The organism is Brevundimonas sp., assembly GCF_032055285.1.
Classification (GTDB): Bacteria; Pseudomonadota; Alphaproteobacteria; order Caulobacterales; family Caulobacteraceae; genus Brevundimonas.
The window spans coordinates 125916-142274 of the sequence record NZ_DAMBRE010000004.1 but is presented as its reverse complement, the minus strand read 5'-3'; the positions used below and the strand labels follow the sequence as shown (position 1 = coordinate 142274).

The following is a 16359-nucleotide window of genomic DNA, read 5'->3' as shown; positions in this document are numbered from 1 at the left end:
GCGACGCACCGCGTGCGGAGCGGTCGGGACCTAAAGAGAATCAAATGCTCGAGAAGACTTTCGAACCCCAGGCCGCCGAACCGCGCCTCTACGCCCAGTGGGAAGAGAGCGGCCTGTTCGCGCCGCGCGCCGCCAAGCCCACGGACGGGGCCGCCGACGCCTATTCGATCGTCATCCCGCCGCCGAACGTGACGGGCTCGCTGCATATCGGCCACGCGCTGAACAATACGCTTCAAGACATCCTGGCCCGCTATCACCGGATGAAGGGCAAGGCCGTGCTGTGGCTGCCCGGCACCGACCACGCGGGCATCGCCACCCAGATGGTGGTCGAGCGTCAGCTGGCCGCCGCCGGCAACATCAGCCGCCGCGACATGGGCCGCGACGCCTTCATCGAGAAGGTCTGGGAGTGGAAGGCCGAGTCCGGCGGCACCATCGTGCGCCAACTGCGCCGTCTCGGCTCGTCGTGCGACTGGTCGCGCGAACGCTTTACCCTGGACGAGGGCCTGAACGCCGCTGTCCGCAAGGTCTTCGTCAAGCTGCATCAGGACGGCCTGATCTATCGCGACAAGCGTCTGGTGAACTGGGACCCGCATTTCCAGACCGCCATTTCGGACCTGGAAGTCGAGCAGCGCGATCAGGACGGCCACTACTGGCACTTCGCCTATCCGCTGGCTGACGGTGTCACCTATGAGCATCCGGTCGCCTTCGACGAGGACGGCAAGGCGACCGAATTCGAGACGCGAGGCTTCATCGTCGTGGCCACGACGCGCCCCGAGACCATGCTGGGCGACACCGGCGTGGCGGTTCACCCGGAGGATGAGCGTTACAAGGGTCTGGTCGGCAAGGCCGTGATCCTGCCCATCACCGGCCGTCGCATCCCCATCGTCGCTGACGACTACGCTGACCCGACCAAGGGTTCGGGCGCGGTCAAGATCACCCCGGCGCACGACTTCAACGACTTCGGCGTCGGCAAGCGCGCCGGTCTGGCCGCGCTGAACGTGATGGACGCCTTTGCGCGCATCACCAATGAGGATGTGCCGGAAATCCCCGCCGATCTGGTCGGTCTGGACCGCTTCGCCGCGCGCAAGGCCATCGTCGCCCGCGCCGAGGAAGAGAACTGGCTGCGTGAGATCGAGAAGACCAAGCACGTCGTCCCGCACGGCGACCGTTCCGGCGTGGTCATCGAGCCGTGGCTGACGGACCAGTGGTACGTTGACGCCCACACCCTGGCCCAGCCGGCGCTGAAGGCGGTCGAGGACGGCGCGACCGTCTTCGAGCCCAAGAGCTACGAGAAGATCTATTTCGAGTGGCTGCGCAACATCGAGCCCTGGTGCATCAGCCGCCAGCTGTGGTGGGGTCACCGCATCCCGGCCTGGTATGGCCCTAACGGCGAGATCTATGTCGCCGAGACGGAAGAAGACGCCCGCGAACAGGCGCTCGCCGACTATGATTCCGAGGTCGTTTTGACGCAGGACGAGGACGTTCTGGACACCTGGTTCAGCTCGGCCCTGTGGCCCTTCTCGACCATGGGCTGGCCGGAGAAGACCGAGGACCTGGAGCGCTTCTATCCGACCAGTGATCTGGTCACGGCGGCGGACATCATCTTCTTCTGGGTCGCCCGGATGATGATGATGGGCCTGCACTTCATGGACGGCGAAGTCCCGTTCAAGCGCGTCATCATCAATGGTCTGGTCCGCGACGAGAAGGGCCAGAAGATGTCGAAGTCCAAGGGCAACGTCATCGACCCTCTGGGCATCATCGACGAGCTGGGCGCCGACCCGCTGCGCTTCACCATGGCCATCCTGTCGGGCACGCGCGACATCAAGTTGTCGAAGCAGCGCATTGAAGGGTATCGCAATTTCGGCACCAAGCTGTGGAACGCCGCACGCTTCAGCCAGATGAACGAGGCCAAGCGGGTCGAGGGCTTTGATCCGGCAACGGTCGAACAGACCATCAACCGCTGGATCCGTGGCGAGCTGACCAAGGCCGAGCGCCAGGTGTCCGACGCCATCGAGGGCGGTCGTTTCGACGACGCGGCGGGCGCTCTGTACCGCTTCGTCTGGAACGTCTTCTGCGACTGGTATCTGGAACTGGCCAAGCCGGTCTTCAATGGCGCGGACGAAGCCGCCAAGGCCGAGACGCGGGCCATGACCGCCTGGACCATCGACCAGACGCTGAAGCTGCTGCACCCGGTCATGCCCTATATCACCGAGGAGCTGTGGGCCGAGCTGGGCAAGGAAGGTCCGGCGCGTGAAAGCCTGCTGATCGGCGCCGAATGGCCGGTCCTGCCGGACAGCTTCGTCGACGTCTCGGCTGAGGCCGAGATCGGCTGGCTGGTCGATCTGGTCGGTGAAATCCGCGCCCTGCGAGCCGAGATGAACGTGCCGCCGTCGGCCAAGCCGCCGCTGGCCTTCGTTGCGCCGGACGCCGTGACCGCCGAGCGCATCGCGCGCCACCGTGACCTGCTGCTGACCCTGGGCCGCGTGTCCGAGATCGCAACGGCCGAGGCCGCGCCCGCCGGGGCCGTGACCTTTGTCTCCGGCGGAACCACGGCGGCGCTGTCGCTGGCCGGGATCATCGACCTGACCGCTGAACGCGCGCGTCTGGAGAAGGAGATCGCGGTCTTCGAGAGCGACATCGGCCACGTGAACAAGAAGCTGGGCAACCCCAACTTCGTGTCGCGCGCGGCGCCGGAAGTCGTCGACGAACAGCGCGCCAAGCTGGCCGAGGCCGAAGAGGGCAAGGCCAAGCTGCAGGCCGCCCTGGCCCGTCTGGACGCGATGGCCGGGGCGTGAGGACGGTCCGTCTGGATCAGCTTCTGGTTAGGCGCGGCCTGGCCGAAAGCCGGGCCAAGGCCAAGGCGGCCATCGAGGCGGGCGGTGTCACCGTGAACGGCGCCTCCGCCAAGGCGGCCTCGCAGGCGGTCAGTGAGGACGCCGAGATCGGCTATGCCGCCGCCCACCGCTGGGTCGGGCGCGGCGCGCTGAAGCTGGAACGGGCGCTGGACCTGTGGCCGGTCGCGGTCGAGGGCAGGGTGGTGCTGGACGTGGGCGCTTCCACGGGGGGCTTCACCGAGGTCTGTCTGGATCGCGGCGCGGCCAGGGTCTTTGCAGTGGACGTCGGCTACGGCCAGATGCACCCCAAGGTCGCGGCCGATCCGCGCGTGGTCAATCTGGAACGGACGGACGCACGCGAACTGACGCCCGATATTATCCCCGATGCGCCGTCGCTGATCGTCTGCGACGCCAGCTTCATTGGCCTGTCCAAGGTGCTGCCGGCGGCGCTCGAACTGGCGGCGCCGGACGCGGACCTGATCACCCTGGTCAAGCCGCAGTTTGAGGGCTCGGGTCCCAAGGACGCGGGCAAGAAGGGCGTGGTCAAGGACCCCGAGGCCCATGCGGCGGCGGTCGAGGGCGTCCGCGCCTGGCTGGAAAGCGTCGGCTGGAAGGTGCGGGAGGTCGCCGAAAGTCCCATCACCGGGGGCGACGGCAACCTCGAGTTCCTGATGTGGGCGCGTCGGGCGTAGCGCCAAAAATATAGAGGGCCGCCGGTGATCCGGCGGCCCTCTTCACGTCGTCGATCGACAGGGGGGCTGAAACTTAATCGACGACGCGATAGCGGCCGTTCTGGTCGGGGCAGGTGCGTACATAGCGCGTTTCGCTGCGACCATCGGGCAGACGGATGAAGCTCTCGGCGAGGCGGCATTCGTCGGTGTTCTGATAGCGATAGTCCTGCGCGGGCTGGGGGTAGCCGCGATCGTATCCGTCGCTGTACTCGCGATAGTCCCGGCCGTAGCCGTCGTCGTAACGACGGTCGTAGCCGCGATTGTCGTAGCCGTAGGCCGGCGGGACATAGGTTCCGCCATAGGGCTGGTTGTAGCCGTAGCTGGAGTTGGAGCGATAGCGGCTGTCGCAGTTGGCCGAGCTGTTGCCGACGCCGGCGCCGATGGCTGCGCCGAGGACGCCGCCCAGGACGCTGCCTTCGGTGCGACGGCCGCGCGCCGCCAGCTGCGAGCCAGCCACGGCGCCGATGGTGGCGCCGAGCACGCCGCCGGTCGTGGCGCGGCTCCGCTGATCGCCGACGCAGGGATCATAGTAGCGGCCCTGCGCGCCGTAGCTGTTGTAGGCCGGGGGATAGCCGTAGCCATAGGTCTGGGCGCTGACGACGCCCGGGACCATCAACGAGCCGGCGACCGCGAGGGCGGCGACAGCGGAAACCTTCTTGGAAAGATGATCAAACATCGTTCTTGTCCCTGTGACAGATGCCCGAGCTGAACGGCTCCGGTCCCTGTCTGTTGCATCCAGAAATAGGGCGGCGAAGCTGAACGGCTTTTGATCGGCTCGTTCATCTTCGTTCAGGTTTCAGATTCGGCGCGGGAGCGGGTAGAAGCCGCGCCATGACGCAAACGCTGACCATCGCCCGCATGGGCCATCAGGGCGACGGGATCGCCGAAACGCCGAACGGCTTTGTCTTCGTGCCGGGCGCCCTGCCGGGCGAGGTGATTTCCGGTGATGTGAAGGACGGGCGGGTCGAGATGTTCGACCTGATCGAGGCCAGCCCGGATCGCCGCCCGATTCATTCCGAAACCTATGCCGAATGCGGCGTGGCGCCGCTGCAGCACTGGGCGGAGGAGCCCTATCTGGCGTGGAAGCGCGAGGTGGTGATCCAGACCCTGGCGCGCGAGGGCGTCGAGACCGAAGTCGAGGCGACGGTCGCCGTGCCGCAGGCCAGCCGCCGTCGTCTGGCGCTGCATGCGCGCAGCGGACCGGGGGGGCGCGTCCTGCTGGGCTTCAAGGCGCGGCGGTCGTGGCGCCTGGTCGAGCTGACCGACTGCCCGGTGTCGGACCCGGCGCTGACGGCGGCCCTGCCGGCTCTGGCCAAGGTGGCGGCGCCCTTCCTGGGGCATCCCAAGTCGGCGCCGACCCTGCATGTCACCCTGACCGACACCGGCCTGGACGTGGACGTGACCGGCGTCGAGAAGAAGTCGGGCGGACTGACGGCGGACGTGACGGCGCGGGCCATCGCGGCGGCGGCCGAAGCCGGCCTGGCGCGGCTCAGCCTGGACGGCGACACCCTGGTCATGGCGCGCCAGCCGCGCATCACCTTCGGCCGGGCGACCGTGCCCCTGCCGCCGGGCGCCTTCCTGCAGGCGGCCCCTGCAGCCGAGGCGGCCATGGTCAGCCGTGCGGTCGAGGCGGTGAGGGGGGCGAAGAAGGTCGCCGACCTGTTCTGCGGCGCAGGCACCTTCACCTTCCCTCTGGCGGAGGTGGCCAGCGTCATCGCGGCGGATTCGTCGGCGGCTTCCATCGCGGCGCTGAAGGCGGGGATTTCCACGGCGCAGGGCTTGAAGACCATCGAGGCCCAGGCCCGCGACCTGTTCCGCCGCCCGCTGTCGCCCTACGACCTGAAGGGCTGCGAGGCCATTGTGATCGACCCGCCGCGCGCAGGCGCGCTGGAGCAGACCCAGCAACTGCCGGGGACCAAGGCCGGTCTGGTGGTCGGCGTGTCCTGTAACCCGCAGACCTTCGCGCGGGACGCCCGGGTTCTGATCAACGGCGGATTCCGGCTGGAGAAGGTGACGCCGATCGACCAGTTCCTGTGGTCGACCCATGTCGAACTGGTCGGGATCTTCCGGCGCTAAGAGGCCAGGTCGAACAGGTCCATCTGGGGGCGCATGTCGGCGGGGACGCGGAAGCGCGTAACGTCCAGTGGCGTGCGGGGCGCGTCCAGACCGTAGCGCTTGATCGCCGCCTTGAAGCGGGTGGCGATCAGTTCGGCGACGGGGCCGGTTCCTTTCATGCGCTGGGCCCAGTCGGGGTCGTAGTCCTTGCCCCCGCGCGTCTGGCGGATCAGGGACATGACGCGGGCCGCGCGCTCGGGTCGGGCGTCGGCCAGCCACTCGCGGAACAGGTCCTTGATCTCCAGCGGCAGACGCAGGGTCACATACATGGCCGAGGTCGCGCCCGCCTTCTGTGCAGCCTCGAGGATGGCTTCCATCTCGTGGTCGTTCAGGCCGGGAATGACCGGGGCGAAGCCGACGCCGACAGGACAGCCCGCGTCGGCGAGGCGGCTGATGGCCTCCAGCCGCTTGCCGGGGGTGGAGGCGCGCGGCTCCATCGCCCGGGCCAGACCGCGATCCAGGGTGGTGATGGAGACGAAGGCCGAGGCCAGGCCGTCGCGTCCCATGGGCCCCAGAATGTCGGCGTCGCGGGCGATCAGCACCGACTTGGTGATGATGCTGAACGGCTGGTTGAACCGCTGCATGACCTGCAGGATCGAGCGCGTGGACAGAGTCTCGCGCTCGACCGGCTGATAGGGGTCGGTGTTGCCGCCTATGTGGATGCGCTTGCAGACGTATCGGGGCCTGGCGAGTTCCTGTTCCAGCAGACTCGCCGCGTGGGGCTTGAAGAAGATCCGGCTCTCGAAATCCAGACCCGGGGATAGGCCCATCCAGGCATGGGACGGACGGGCGTAGCAGTAGATGCAGCCATGTTCGCAACCTTTGTAAGGGTTGATGGAGCGATCGAAGCCGACGTCGGGACTGGTGTTTTTGGCGATGATGGTGCGCGCGTGTTCCGGAGAGAGGGTGGTGCGTAGCGGCGCGGCCGCTTCGTCCTGATCCGTCCAGCCGTCGTCGAGTTCCTCGCGCCGGTCGGCTTCATACCGGCCCGAGATATTGGAGCGTGCGCCGCGTCCTTTCATCGCCGTCTTCATGAGGGGAGGATGGCAGAATTTTAGAACAAAGCAAGAACAAATATGCGAGCGCCCTTAGCGTTCAGGGCGAACGAGGATTTCCAGAACCGGACGCGCCTGGTCTTCGGCGTCGCCCAGCTCAAAGTCCGGCTGAGGGACGCCGAAGCTGCGCAGCGCCTGGGCAAGGGCTTCGGCTCTCTGGCCCTGCAGGCTGTCGCCGGACGGAGACGGCAGGCCGATCACCTTGAACTTGGCGCCCGGACATTCCGTCACTGCACGCGCGGGCCACTCCAGCGACAACGACGGCTGCAAGGTCGCGGCCTCGTCCTTGAAGTACAGGGCGAGAATGCCGTCCGTGCATGGGTTCCTTTTTACAGTGGCGGCCGTGACGGCGGGCGGCTTCGTGGCGCACCCGGCGAGGGCCAGGGCAGACAGGAGGACGGGGGGGTGGCGCATCTGTGTGGTCCTTGCGACGCGGCGGCGGGAAGGAGGCGAGCCTGTCATGGTTTGAGACGGCGAGGGAACCTTGTTCTGCAGAAGCGCGGGCGTCAGTCCTCCGTCTCCCGCAAGGGGAGAAGGGCGGCGCTCGTGTTGCGATTGTCGGGTATTTTAATACCGTTTATGGTAAGTTGTTTTAAATCAGTATCTTGACGTAAATTCGCGTCACGAACTGGTGTTGACCTGCTGTGGATGACCCTCTATCAGCACGCCTTCCGCTCATCCCTGTCTTGGGGTGGGCCGCACCGTTCGTCTTTAGGACCCTCAATATGCTGAAGAGCACTACGGCTTCGATGAAGCCGGCAGAGGTCGAAAAGAAGTGGATCCACATCGACGCCGAAGGCGTCGTGGTGGGCCGCCTCGCGACCTTCATCGCCAACCGTCTGCGCGGCAAGCACCTGCCGACCTACACCCCGCACGTTGATATGGGCGACTACGTCGTCGTCACCAACGTCGACAAGGTGGTGTTCACCGGCAAGAAGTCGACCGACAAGGTCTACTATCGCCACACCGGTCACCCGGGCGGCATCAAGCAGACGACCCCGGAGAAGGTTCTGGGCGGTCGCTTCCCCGAGCGCGTGCTCGAGAAGGCCGTCGAGCGCATGATGCCGAAGGAAAGCCCGCTGGCTCGCAAGCAGATGACGCACCTGCGTCTGTTCGCCGGAGCCGCGCACGACCACGAAGCCCAACAGCCGCAGACCATCGACTTCAAGTCGGCCTCGGCCAAGAACACCCGGAGCGTCTGAGCATGACCGACGTGACTGCTGAAGCCACCGGCTTCGACGCCCTGAAGGGCCTGACCGCCTCGGCCGAGAACGACGCCCCGGTCTATGAGCAAAAGCTGGACGCCCAAGGCCGCGCCTACGCCACGGGCAAGCGCAAGAACGCGATCGCTCGCGTCTGGATCAAGCCGGGCACCGGCAAGATCACCATCAACGGCCGCGACCAGGAAGTTTACTTCGCTCGTCCGGTGCTGCGCATGATGATCGCCCAGCCGCTGACCGTTTCGGACCGCGCCACGCAATACGACGTGATCTGCACCGTCGAAGGTTCGGGCCTGTCGGGTCAAGCCGGCGCCATCCGCCACGGCCTGTCGCACGCCCTGACTCACTTTGAGCCGGAGCTGCGCAAGGTCCTGAAGCCGCACGGCTTCCTGACCCGCGACAGCCGCGTCGTCGAGCGCAAGAAGTACGGCCGCGCCAAGGCACGCCGCAGCTTCCAGTTCTCGAAGCGCTAATCGCCTTCAGGCGATTTGGATTTGGGGCGCTTCGGGGAAACCCGGAGCGCCCTTTTTCTTTGTTATCTTGTTCACGAAAAGGTGAAGTTGGAAGCCGCAGCTATTCGATGCGGGGAAATCCCATGGAATCCCACGGTGTCCCATGGAATCCCATCTATTCCGTGCTGGAGGCGGTGGCGTAGGTGAACGGGTTAACAAGTCCAGCAGACGCGCCCTTGACGGACAATCCGTTTCTGGACCCTACTACCCGAAGGGATTGCACATCAGTTCGCTAATGCGGAGATGTGCCCGGTGTTCAGGCAAAAGACGACGAAACAGGCAGCGACCCATTCGGTGTCGTTCAAGGCGTTTGGCCTGAGCATCGACGGCAAGGGGCTGGGCGGCGTCATTGTCGTTCCGCTGATCCTGTTGATCGTCGTGCTGGCTGGAACGTCCATCGCGGGCGGTGCTGCGTGGCTTGCCCGATTGTTCCCAAACTCTACCCCTATTAGTGAGACGCGCCCGGACGTTTCCGGCTCTAAGGATTTGAGCAGTTGACCCACACCATCTTCATCGACGGCGAGGCCGGGACCACGGGGCTGGAGATCCGCGAGCGTCTTGAGGCGCGCAAGGATCTGGAACTGATCCTGCTGGGCGACCGTCGGCGCGACGTGGAGGCGCGGCGCGAGGCGTTGAACAGCGCCGATGCGGTCATCCTGTGCCTGCCCGACGATGCGGCCAAGGAAGCCGTGTCGATGATCGAGAACCCCAGCGTGCGGGTCATCGACGCCTCGACGGCGTTCCGGGTCGATCCGGCCTGGGTCTATGGCTTCGCCGAGATGGACGCCGGGCAGCGCGCGGCCATCGCCGCCTCGACGCGGGTGTCGAACCCCGGCTGCTATCCGACCGGCTTCATCGGCCTGATGCGGCCGCTGGTGCGGGCGGGGCTGGTGCCGAGCAGCCATCCGGTCACGGTCAATGCGGTGTCGGGCTATTCCGGCGGCGGCAAGGCCATGATCGCCGAGTTTGAAGGTGAGGGCGCATCGACTGCGTATCGCGCCTATGGCCTGACGCTGAAGCACAAGCATGTGCCGGAGATGACAAAGCATACGGGTCTGTCGCGCAACGTCCTGTTCGCGCCCGCTGTTGGGAATTATCGTCAGGGCATGCTGGTCGAGGTTCCGCTGCACCTGTCGGCCCTGCCGGAGACGCCCTCGGTCGAGCGGCTGCACGGCGCGCTGCTGGAGGCCTATGACGGCCAGCGTTTCGTCGAGGTCGCCGACCTGGACGAGACCGAGGCCATGACCGGTATCGAGCCGGAGGCCCTGAACGGCACCAACCGGATGCGTCTGCACGTCTTTGGCGATCGCGGCGGCGAGCAGGCGCGTCTGGTCGCCATGCTCGACAACCTGGGCAAGGGCGCCTCGGGCGCGGCGGTGCAGAACCTGAACATCATGCTGGGTCTGGACGAGGCGAGCGGCCTGATCTGAAACCAAAGGCGTCCGGCCGTGATTACAGGGCATGGACGCTTTTTTGCAGCGGCGGACGGTGCTTCTGGGCGGGACCGCTCTGGCCCTGTCCGGCTGTGGGCCTGAAACGGCGGACGCCTCGCCGGATGCCTGGGCCAACTCGCCGTTTCGGCGGATCAGCGATGCGGAATGGAAGCGACGGCTGGGCGAGGCCTCATGGCGGGTGTTGCGTCATGAAGGGACGGAGCAGCCGTTCACCAGTCCTCTGAACGACGAACATCGGCGTGGCGTCTTTGTCTGCAAAGGCTGCGCCCTGCCGCTGTTCCAGTCGGGGTGGAAGTATGACAGCGGCACCGGCTGGCCCAGCTTCTTCCGCGTGACCGAGGCCAATATCGGGACCAGGACCGACCGCCTGATCGGCATCGCCCGCACCGAGTACCATTGCGCCCGCTGCCTGGGGCATCAGGGGCATCTGTTCATGGACGGGCCGCCCCCGACCGGGCGGCGCTATTGCAACAACGGCGTGGCGCTGAGCTTTCAGCCCGGCTGATGCGGCTCAGGGCACGAGGCGAGGGGCCAGTTCCGGCGCGGCGGCGATCAGGTCGCGCGCGACCAGGGCGGCGATGACGGCGGCGCCTTCGGGGCCGAGGTGGGTGTAGTCGAAATCATCGACGTGACGGCCGTGCGCGATCGCAGGCGGCGTTGCCGCCGGCGGCGTGGGCGGAGTGTTTCCGGCGCGCAGATCCGCCTCGAAGGACGGCGGCGGCGAACCGGGCGACAGGCGCGCGGCCTCGAGGGCGCCGAGGCGCTGGACCAGTTCGGCGCTGCTGGCGTTCAGATCGATCAGGGGCGTGTCGGTCTCGGCCGCGACGGCGCGGACGGCGTCGGCCCAGGGAACCAGGGTGTTCTGAAGCTGGCCGTCCTTGAAGTGGCGGCGGGTCAGGGGCGTCAGCAGGACGGGCCGCGCGCCGCGGGCGCGGGCCTCGGCCACATAGGCGCGCAGATTGGCCGGGAACTGGGTCGTCAGGTCGGTGGAACTGCGCTTGCCGGGCTGGTCGTTGTGGCCGAACTGGATCAGCACCCAGACCGACTGATAGCCGGGCGTCGTCATCTCGTTCAGCGCCAGATCCCAGGAGCCCTCGGCGCGATAGGTCGAGGTGCTGCGCCCCTGTCGGCCCAGGTTGACGCAGGCCAGGGCCGACAGGACGTGACGGTCGCAGAAGGCGCCGCCCCAGCCGCTGCCGACCGCCGTGGTCGAATCGCCGACGAGGATGATCTTGTCGGCCTGGATCGGCCTGTCCTGAGCGGAAGCCGCGCCGGCGGCCAGCAGGACGCTCGCCAGCGCTCCGACAGCCAGACGCCTCATCCCGCCTGACGGGCCTTGATCGCGGACTGCACGGTCACGCCGAACCAGACGGCGCCGATGATGACCAGCAGGCCGTAGTCGTGGCCGGGGAAGAAGACCGGCACGGCGGCGGCGAAGATCAGCGCCAGAGGAAACAGGCTGGCCCAGACGGCGGTCGAGGCGGCCTCGGGGTGGATCATCGGCGGGCGCTGCAGACCCATGCGCCTGGACATCATGCCGTTGAAGACGACAAAGCCAGCCGAACAGGCCACAGCCAGAAGGACGTACTTCAGCATATGGCCCGGCTCGCCGAACAGGCTGGCGGTGGCGACCAGAAGGGCGAGCGGGACGGCGGTGGCCAGGGCCAGCAGCAGGTTGGGTTCGATACGCTTCAAGACTTCACTTTCACATAGGCGCCGGGCGCGGGCTCGATGGGCTTCAGCGGGCCGGTCTTCGGGTCGCGGGCGGGAATCTGTTGGCCCGATTTCTCGCGCAGCCAGGCGGCCCAGTGGGTCCACCAACTGCCGGGATGTTGCTCCGCGCCCGCTTGCCATTCTGCGAGCGTCTCGGGAAGGGCGGGGTTGGTCCAGTGCTGGTATTTGTTGGCGGCGGGCGGGTTGATGACCCCGGCGATGTGACCCGATCCGGCCAGGGTGTAGGTCACCGGACCGCCGAACAGCCGCGCCGAGCGATAGACCGAGTTCATCGGGGCGATGTGGTCCTCGCGGCTGGCCAGGAAGTAGAGGGGCGTCTTGACCGTCGATAGGTCGATGGCCTGGCCGCCGATCTCGAACTCGCCCTTGGCCAGGGCGTTCCTGCCGTACATGCGGCGCAGGTAGTCGAGGTGCAAGCGCTTGGGCATCCGCGTCTGGTCGGCGTTCCAGAACAAGAGGTCGAAGGCGGGCGGCGCCTTGCCCATCAGATAGTTGGACACGAAGAAGGACCAGATCAGGTCGTTGGCGCGCAGGGCGTTGAAGGTGTCGGCCATGGCCGCGCCCGGCAGGACGCCGCCGGCGGCGTCCATCTGTTGCTCGATCTCGGTCAGCCAGTGCTCGTCGGTGAACAGCAGCAGGTCGCCAGCCTCGGCGAAGTCGTGCTGGGCGGCGAAGAAGGTGGCCGAGGCGACGCGGGTGTCCTGATGCGCCGCCATGTGGGCCAGGGCGGAACCCAGCAGGGTGCCGCCGATGCAGTAGCCGACGGCGTTCAGCTGTTTCTGGTCGGTCTGCTCCAGCGTCTTTTCAACGGCGCGATAGACGCCCTTGTGCAGATACTCCTCGAAGCCGAACTCGGCCTTGTCCTGATCCGGGTTGACCCAGGAACAGACGAAGACGGTGAAGCCCTGGGCCGACAGCCAGCGGATCAGCGAGTTCGCCGGCTGCAGGTCCATGATGTAGAACTTGTTGATCCACGGCGGGAAGATCAGCAGGGGAACGCCGGCCTGCGTCTCGGTGGCGGCGTCGAACTGGATCAGTTCGAACAGCTCGTCGCGCCAGACCACCTGGCCGGGGGCGGTGGCGACGTTTTCGCCGACCTTGAACTGGCCGTAGTCGGCCTGGCTGATCTTCAGCTTGCCGTTTCCGCGCTCCAGATCGGCGGCGAAGTTCTGCATCCCCTTCACCAGCGACTCGCCGCCCGTCTCGGCCAGGGCCTTGAGCGCCGCCGGATTGGAGGCGAGGAAGTTGGAGGGCGAGAAGGCGTCGGTCAGCAGGCGGGTGAAGAACTCGGCACGGCGCTTCACGCGCGGATCGACGTCCTCGACGCTGGACACCAGGCCGTTCATCCAGTCCGACGTGACCAGATAGGACTGGCGCATGACGTCGAAGACGGGGTTTTCACTCCAGGCCGGGTCGCGGAATCGCTTGTCGGTCGAAGGGGCGGGGGCGACCTCTTCGCCCATGGCGCGGCGAGCGGTCGTGGACCACAGATCCATGTAGCGGCCGAACAGGTCGGCCTGGGCCTGGAACAGCTTTTCGGGGCGGGCGGCCAGGCTGGTCATGACCGAGGTCATGGCCGGGGCCACGTTGAAGGGATCAGGCGACAGGGCGGCGGGGCGGTCGGCCTGTGACAGGGCGGCTTCGGCGATGGCCGACTGGGCCGTCATGGCGGCCTTGGCCAGGTTCAGCGACAGGGTTTCCAGCAGATGGCGCTGATCGGCGCCGAAGGCGAAGGGATCGGCGGGGGCCTCGGGCTGAGGCGGGGTCTGTGGCTGCGCTTCAGCCGTAGCGGGCGATTCGGGCGCGGCGTCCGGCGGTGGCGCTTTCTTGGCGCGGGGCTTGGCCGAGGTCGGACGCCCGGATTTGCGCGGCGCGGCGGCGGCCGGCAGCGGGGCGGGGGGAGCCTTGGTCGGGCGCTTGGCCATGGGCGAACCTCCGGAACCGGCCTCGCGTCGGGTCGCGAGCCTTCCTCCGGGGGCGATGATGGCATATGACCGGGGGTGAGATGAACGTGTTCCTGTCGAAAAAGACCATGGCGCCGGTGATGACCGGCCTGCTGCTGTTTACGGGCGGCTGCGTCGGCTCGTTCGACCCGCAGACGGACGCGAGTTCGCCGCTGGCGCCGCGCATTCAGGAACTGGTGGACGAGAAGCGCGAGTACCCGCGCTGGGCGGATTTTCCGGCCACGCCGACTGACCTGCCGCAACCAGCCCAGGTGGCGGCGAACGTGCAGGCGCTGAACGCCGACAGCGGCGCCCTGGCGCGCCAGTTGGCGGGCATCGACTGGACCCTGAACAGCGACCCGGCCGCCTATGCGGAATCGATCATGCGCCGCTTCGATCCGGCTAAGATGGCCCCGATCGGCGCCCAGACGCCGGAGGAGGTCGAGGCCTTCGCTGAGGCCCTGCGTCGTCGCGCCGCCGCGCCGCCGCCGATCGATCGCCCGCGCTCCTGAAGGCGCTCCTGTCGTCTGGACGACAGAATCCCGGAATGATGGCCGGGCTGACAAGGATACCCCATGGCTGACGGCAGCAATGCTCCCGCCTTTCTCGGCGTTTCGCGGTCCCTGTCGGGGCGCGCCTGGCGGCAGCGTCCGGCCGATGCCGGGACCATTCGCGCCCATATGCAGGCCCTGGATCTGGACGAGCCGATGGCGCGGGCGCTGGCCGCGCGCGGCGTGGCGGCGGATCAGGGGCGAAACTTTCTGACGCCGACATTGCGGGCCCTGTTTCCCGACCCCTCCAGCTTCATGGACATGGACACGGCGGCAAGCGCCATCGTCGACGCCTTGCAGGCGGGCAGCAGTATTCACGTCTTCGCTGATTATGACGTGGACGGCGCCTCCAGCGCGGCCCTGCTGGTGCGCTGGTTCCGCACCTTCGGGGCGGACCTGCCCATCTATGTCCCCGACCGCCTGACCGAGGGGTACGGCCCCAGCGCGCGGGCCTTCGATACGCTGAAGATGCGCGGCGCCGATCTGGTCATCACCGTCGATTGCGGCGCGGCGGCCAACGAGGCCGTAGCCCACGCGGCCGCCATCGGCCTGAAGGTCGTGGTCATCGACCACCATATGATGCGCGAGGAGCCGCCGGCCTGTCTGGCCGTGGTCAACCCGAACCGGCCGGGCTGCAACTCGGGGCAGGGCAATCTGGCGGCGGCGGGGGTGGTCTTTGTCTTGCTGGCGGCGCTGAACCGCGAGGCGCGGGCGCGGGGCCTGTTCGAGGGCAAGTCTGAGCCTGACATCCGTCAGTGGCTGGATCTGGCGGCCATGGGCGCCATCTGCGACGTGACCGGCCTGACGGGATTCAACCGGGCCCTGACCAGACTGGGCCTGAAGGTCATGTCGGACTGGAAGAACCCGGGGCTTAAGGCTCTGCTGGCCGCCGCCGGGGCCGAGCCGGGACCCGCCAAGTCCAACCATGCGGGCTTCATCCTGGGGCCGCGCATCAATGCGGGCGGGCGGATCGGCAAGTCGGATCTGGGGGCGCGCCTGCTGTCCACCGACGATCCCGACGAGGCCAGGATGCTGGCGCAGGAACTGGACGGGCTGAACATCGCCCGGCGCGAGGTCGAGGCCCAGGTAACTGAACAGGCCGTGCGCCGGGTCGAGGCGACGGGCGCGCACGCCGACGAGTCGGCGCTGGTCGTGGTTTCGGGCGAGGACTGGCACCCCGGCGTGGTCGGCATCGTCGCCGGGCGCCTGCGCGAACGCTGGAGGAAGCCGGTCATCGTCATCGGCGTCGACGCGATCAACGGCGTGGGCAAGGGCTCGGGCCGGTCGCAGCCGGGCATGAACCTGGGGCGGGCCGTGCAGGCGGGCTGGAACGAGGGCGTGCTGATCGCCGGGGGCGGCCACGCCATGGCGGCGGGGCTGACGGTGGCGGCGGACCGCATCGACGAACTGCGCGCCTTCCTCAACGAGCGTCTGTCGGGCGAGCGGGCCGAGGCCGTGGCCCAGGACTGGGTTGAGGTGGACGCCCTGATCGATCCGCGCGCGGCGACCCGCGACCTGTTCGAGGCCTTCGAGCAGCTGGCGCCTTACGGCCCAGCCAACCCGGAGCCCCTGTTCGCCCTGCAAGGCGTGCAGGCGCGCGAGCCGGTCGCCATGAACGGCGGCCATGTGCGATGCCGTCTGGTCGGGCCGGACGGGGCCTCGGTGCGGGCCATCGCCTGGCGATGCGCCGACCTGCCCGGCGGCAAGGCGCTGCTGGCGGGGCAGGGCGGGCTGAACCTGGTCGGACGGCTGAAGGCCGACGACTGGAACGGCCGCCGCGGGGTGCAGTTCGAGATCGAGGACGTCGCCGACCCGCGCATGGCCTGAGTTTTCAAGCATGGCCGAGCGCAGGTCTTTGAAAAAGTCGCACAAACTGCGCAGCAGGCGCTTGCAAGCGACGGAATCGACGGCTATTACCCCGGTCCTCCGCGCAGCGGTCCCTTCGTCTATCGGTTAGGACGTCAGGTTTTCAACCTGAAAAGAGGGGTTCGACTCCCCTAGGGACTGCCACGCGGAGCCTTCTTTCTCCCCCGACATCGACAGCCTCAATCGTCCCGCAGGGGCGTTTTCGCGCGCATGGCGCATCGGCGAAGTCTTTGTTCGGAAAGTTGAAAAACAGGCTTGCGTCGTCCGAAGAGGGCGGCTATCAGACCACTCCTCCGCGCAGCGGTCCCTTCGTCTATCGGTTAGGACGTCAGGTTTTCAACCTG

Annotated in this window: 16 protein-coding genes and 1 tRNA gene; 11 read left to right on the top strand and 6 right to left on the bottom strand. The window is 67.4% G+C overall.

What is annotated here, in order from left to right:
* Window positions 1-44: 44 nt before the first annotated feature.
* Both RTY13_RS10890 and RTY13_RS10885 read left to right on the top strand, forming a co-directional pair.
* Window positions 45-2795 (top strand): valine--tRNA ligase, encoded by a 2751-nt coding sequence (locus tag RTY13_RS10890; RefSeq protein WP_312783387.1) that lies wholly within the window; start codon window positions 45-47, stop codon window positions 2793-2795.
* The gene (locus RTY13_RS10885; protein WP_312783385.1) at window positions 2792-3526 is read left to right on the top strand and encodes a TlyA family RNA methyltransferase; all 735 of its coding nucleotides are present in this window, start codon (window positions 2792-2794) and stop codon (window positions 3524-3526) included. The genes RTY13_RS10890 and RTY13_RS10885 overlap by 4 nt, the downstream gene beginning before the upstream one ends.
* Before the next feature lie 73 nt (window positions 3527-3599).
* Here the strand turns inward: RTY13_RS10885 and RTY13_RS10880 are convergent, their stop codons facing one another.
* On the bottom strand, window positions 3600-4241 hold the full coding sequence (locus RTY13_RS10880) for a glycine zipper 2TM domain-containing protein (protein WP_312783383.1): 642 nt from the start codon (window positions 4239-4241) through the stop codon (window positions 3600-3602).
* Window positions 4242-4396: 155 nt separating this feature from the next.
* On the opposite strand from RTY13_RS10880, the gene RTY13_RS10875 reads away from it, so the two are divergent.
* The gene (locus RTY13_RS10875; protein WP_312783381.1) at window positions 4397-5641 is read left to right on the top strand and encodes a TRAM domain-containing protein; all 1245 of its coding nucleotides are present in this window, start codon (window positions 4397-4399) and stop codon (window positions 5639-5641) included.
* On the opposite strand, the gene RTY13_RS10870 is transcribed toward RTY13_RS10875, so the two are convergent.
* Both RTY13_RS10870 and RTY13_RS10865 read right to left on the bottom strand, forming a co-directional pair.
* Complete coding sequence (locus tag RTY13_RS10870; RefSeq protein WP_312783380.1) at window positions 5638-6714, bottom strand: PA0069 family radical SAM protein; 1077 nt, start codon at window positions 6712-6714, stop codon at window positions 5638-5640. The genes RTY13_RS10875 and RTY13_RS10870 overlap by 4 nt on opposite strands.
* A gap of 54 nt (window positions 6715-6768) precedes the next feature.
* The gene (locus RTY13_RS10865) at window positions 6769-7149 is read right to left on the bottom strand and encodes a hypothetical protein (RefSeq protein ID WP_312783379.1); all 381 of its coding nucleotides are present in this window, start codon (window positions 7147-7149) and stop codon (window positions 6769-6771) included.
* 311 nt (window positions 7150-7460) lie between these two features.
* On the opposite strand from RTY13_RS10865, the gene rplM reads away from it, so the two are divergent.
* From rplM to msrB, 5 genes are all read left to right on the top strand, one after another.
* Window positions 7461-7937, top strand: a complete 477-nt coding sequence (gene rplM / locus RTY13_RS10860; RefSeq protein ID WP_312783378.1) for a 50S ribosomal protein L13 — start codon at window positions 7461-7463, stop codon at window positions 7935-7937.
* Between the two features lie 2 nt (window positions 7938-7939).
* Window positions 7940-8428, top strand: coding sequence for a 30S ribosomal protein S9 (gene rpsI / locus RTY13_RS10855; protein WP_312783376.1), 489 nt, complete (start codon window positions 7940-7942; stop codon window positions 8426-8428).
* A 291-nt stretch (window positions 8429-8719) separates the two neighbouring features.
* A complete protein-coding gene (locus RTY13_RS10850; RefSeq protein WP_312783374.1) occupies window positions 8720-8965 on the top strand; it encodes a hypothetical protein in 246 nt (81 codons plus the stop codon).
* Complete coding sequence (gene argC, locus RTY13_RS10845; RefSeq protein ID WP_312783372.1) at window positions 8962-9897, top strand: N-acetyl-gamma-glutamyl-phosphate reductase; 936 nt, start codon at window positions 8962-8964, stop codon at window positions 9895-9897. Before RTY13_RS10850 ends, argC begins: the two co-directional genes overlap by 4 nt.
* 31 nt (window positions 9898-9928) lie before the next feature.
* The gene (msrB, locus tag RTY13_RS10840) at window positions 9929-10426 is read left to right on the top strand and encodes a peptide-methionine (R)-S-oxide reductase MsrB (protein ID WP_312783370.1); all 498 of its coding nucleotides are present in this window, start codon (window positions 9929-9931) and stop codon (window positions 10424-10426) included.
* Between the two features lie 6 nt (window positions 10427-10432).
* Here the strand turns inward: msrB and RTY13_RS10835 are convergent, their stop codons facing one another.
* From RTY13_RS10835 to phaC, 3 genes are read right to left on the bottom strand one after another with little or no spacing between them, the layout of a single operon-like run.
* Complete coding sequence (locus tag RTY13_RS10835) at window positions 10433-11242, bottom strand: rhamnogalacturonan acetylesterase (protein ID WP_312783368.1); 810 nt, start codon at window positions 11240-11242, stop codon at window positions 10433-10435.
* Complete coding sequence (locus RTY13_RS10830; RefSeq protein ID WP_312783366.1) at window positions 11239-11616, bottom strand: hypothetical protein; 378 nt, start codon at window positions 11614-11616, stop codon at window positions 11239-11241. The genes RTY13_RS10835 and RTY13_RS10830 overlap by 4 nt, the downstream gene beginning before the upstream one ends.
* Complete coding sequence (gene phaC, locus RTY13_RS10825; RefSeq protein ID WP_312783364.1) at window positions 11613-13580, bottom strand: class I poly(R)-hydroxyalkanoic acid synthase; 1968 nt, start codon at window positions 13578-13580, stop codon at window positions 11613-11615. Before phaC ends, RTY13_RS10830 begins: the two co-directional genes overlap by 4 nt.
* 80 nt (window positions 13581-13660) lie before the next feature.
* Here phaC and RTY13_RS10820 point away from each other — a divergent pair, with 80 nt between their 5' ends.
* The 3 genes from RTY13_RS10820 (at window position 13661) to RTY13_RS10810 (ending at window position 16159) form a co-directional block, all read left to right on the top strand.
* Window positions 13661-14110 carry a hypothetical protein gene (locus tag RTY13_RS10820; RefSeq protein ID WP_312783362.1) on the top strand — a complete coding sequence of 150 codons (450 nt, stop codon included), beginning with the start codon at window positions 13661-13663 and terminating at the stop codon, window positions 14108-14110.
* Between the two features lie 63 nt (window positions 14111-14173).
* On the top strand, window positions 14174-15976 hold the full coding sequence (recJ, locus tag RTY13_RS10815) for a single-stranded-DNA-specific exonuclease RecJ (RefSeq protein ID WP_312783360.1): 1803 nt from the start codon (window positions 14174-14176) through the stop codon (window positions 15974-15976).
* A gap of 108 nt (window positions 15977-16084) precedes the next feature.
* Window positions 16085-16159: transfer RNA gene (locus RTY13_RS10810), tRNA-Glu, on the top strand.
* Window positions 16160-16359: the final 200 nt, after the last annotated feature.

Bases quoted from the DNA above. Each gene is read 5' to 3' on its own strand.
- RTY13_RS10890 (WP_312783387.1), top strand. From the start codon at position 45: ATGCTCGAGAAGACTTTCGAACCCCAGGCCGCCGAACCGCGCCTCTAC.
- RTY13_RS10880 (WP_312783383.1), bottom strand. From the start codon at position 4,241: ATGTTTGATCATCTTTCCAAGAAGGTTTCCGCTGTCGCCGCCCTCGCG.
- RTY13_RS10875 (WP_312783381.1), top strand. From the start codon at position 4,397: ATGACGCAAACGCTGACCATCGCCCGCATGGGCCATCAGGGCGACGGG.
- RTY13_RS10870 (WP_312783380.1), bottom strand. From the start codon at position 6,714: ATGAAGACGGCGATGAAAGGACGCGGCGCACGCTCCAATATCTCGGGC.
- RTY13_RS10865 (WP_312783379.1), bottom strand. From the start codon at position 7,149: ATGCGCCACCCCCCCGTCCTCCTGTCTGCCCTGGCCCTCGCCGGGTGC.
- rplM (WP_312783378.1), top strand. From the start codon at position 7,461: ATGCTGAAGAGCACTACGGCTTCGATGAAGCCGGCAGAGGTCGAAAAG.
- rpsI (WP_312783376.1), top strand. From the start codon at position 7,940: ATGACCGACGTGACTGCTGAAGCCACCGGCTTCGACGCCCTGAAGGGC.
- msrB (WP_312783370.1), top strand. From the start codon at position 9,929: ATGGACGCTTTTTTGCAGCGGCGGACGGTGCTTCTGGGCGGGACCGCT.
- RTY13_RS10835 (WP_312783368.1), bottom strand. From the start codon at position 11,242: ATGAGGCGTCTGGCTGTCGGAGCGCTGGCGAGCGTCCTGCTGGCCGCC.
- phaC (WP_312783364.1), bottom strand. From the start codon at position 13,580: ATGGCCAAGCGCCCGACCAAGGCTCCCCCCGCCCCGCTGCCGGCCGCC.
- RTY13_RS10820 (WP_312783362.1), top strand. From the start codon at position 13,661: ATGAACGTGTTCCTGTCGAAAAAGACCATGGCGCCGGTGATGACCGGC.
- recJ (WP_312783360.1), top strand. From the start codon at position 14,174: ATGGCTGACGGCAGCAATGCTCCCGCCTTTCTCGGCGTTTCGCGGTCC.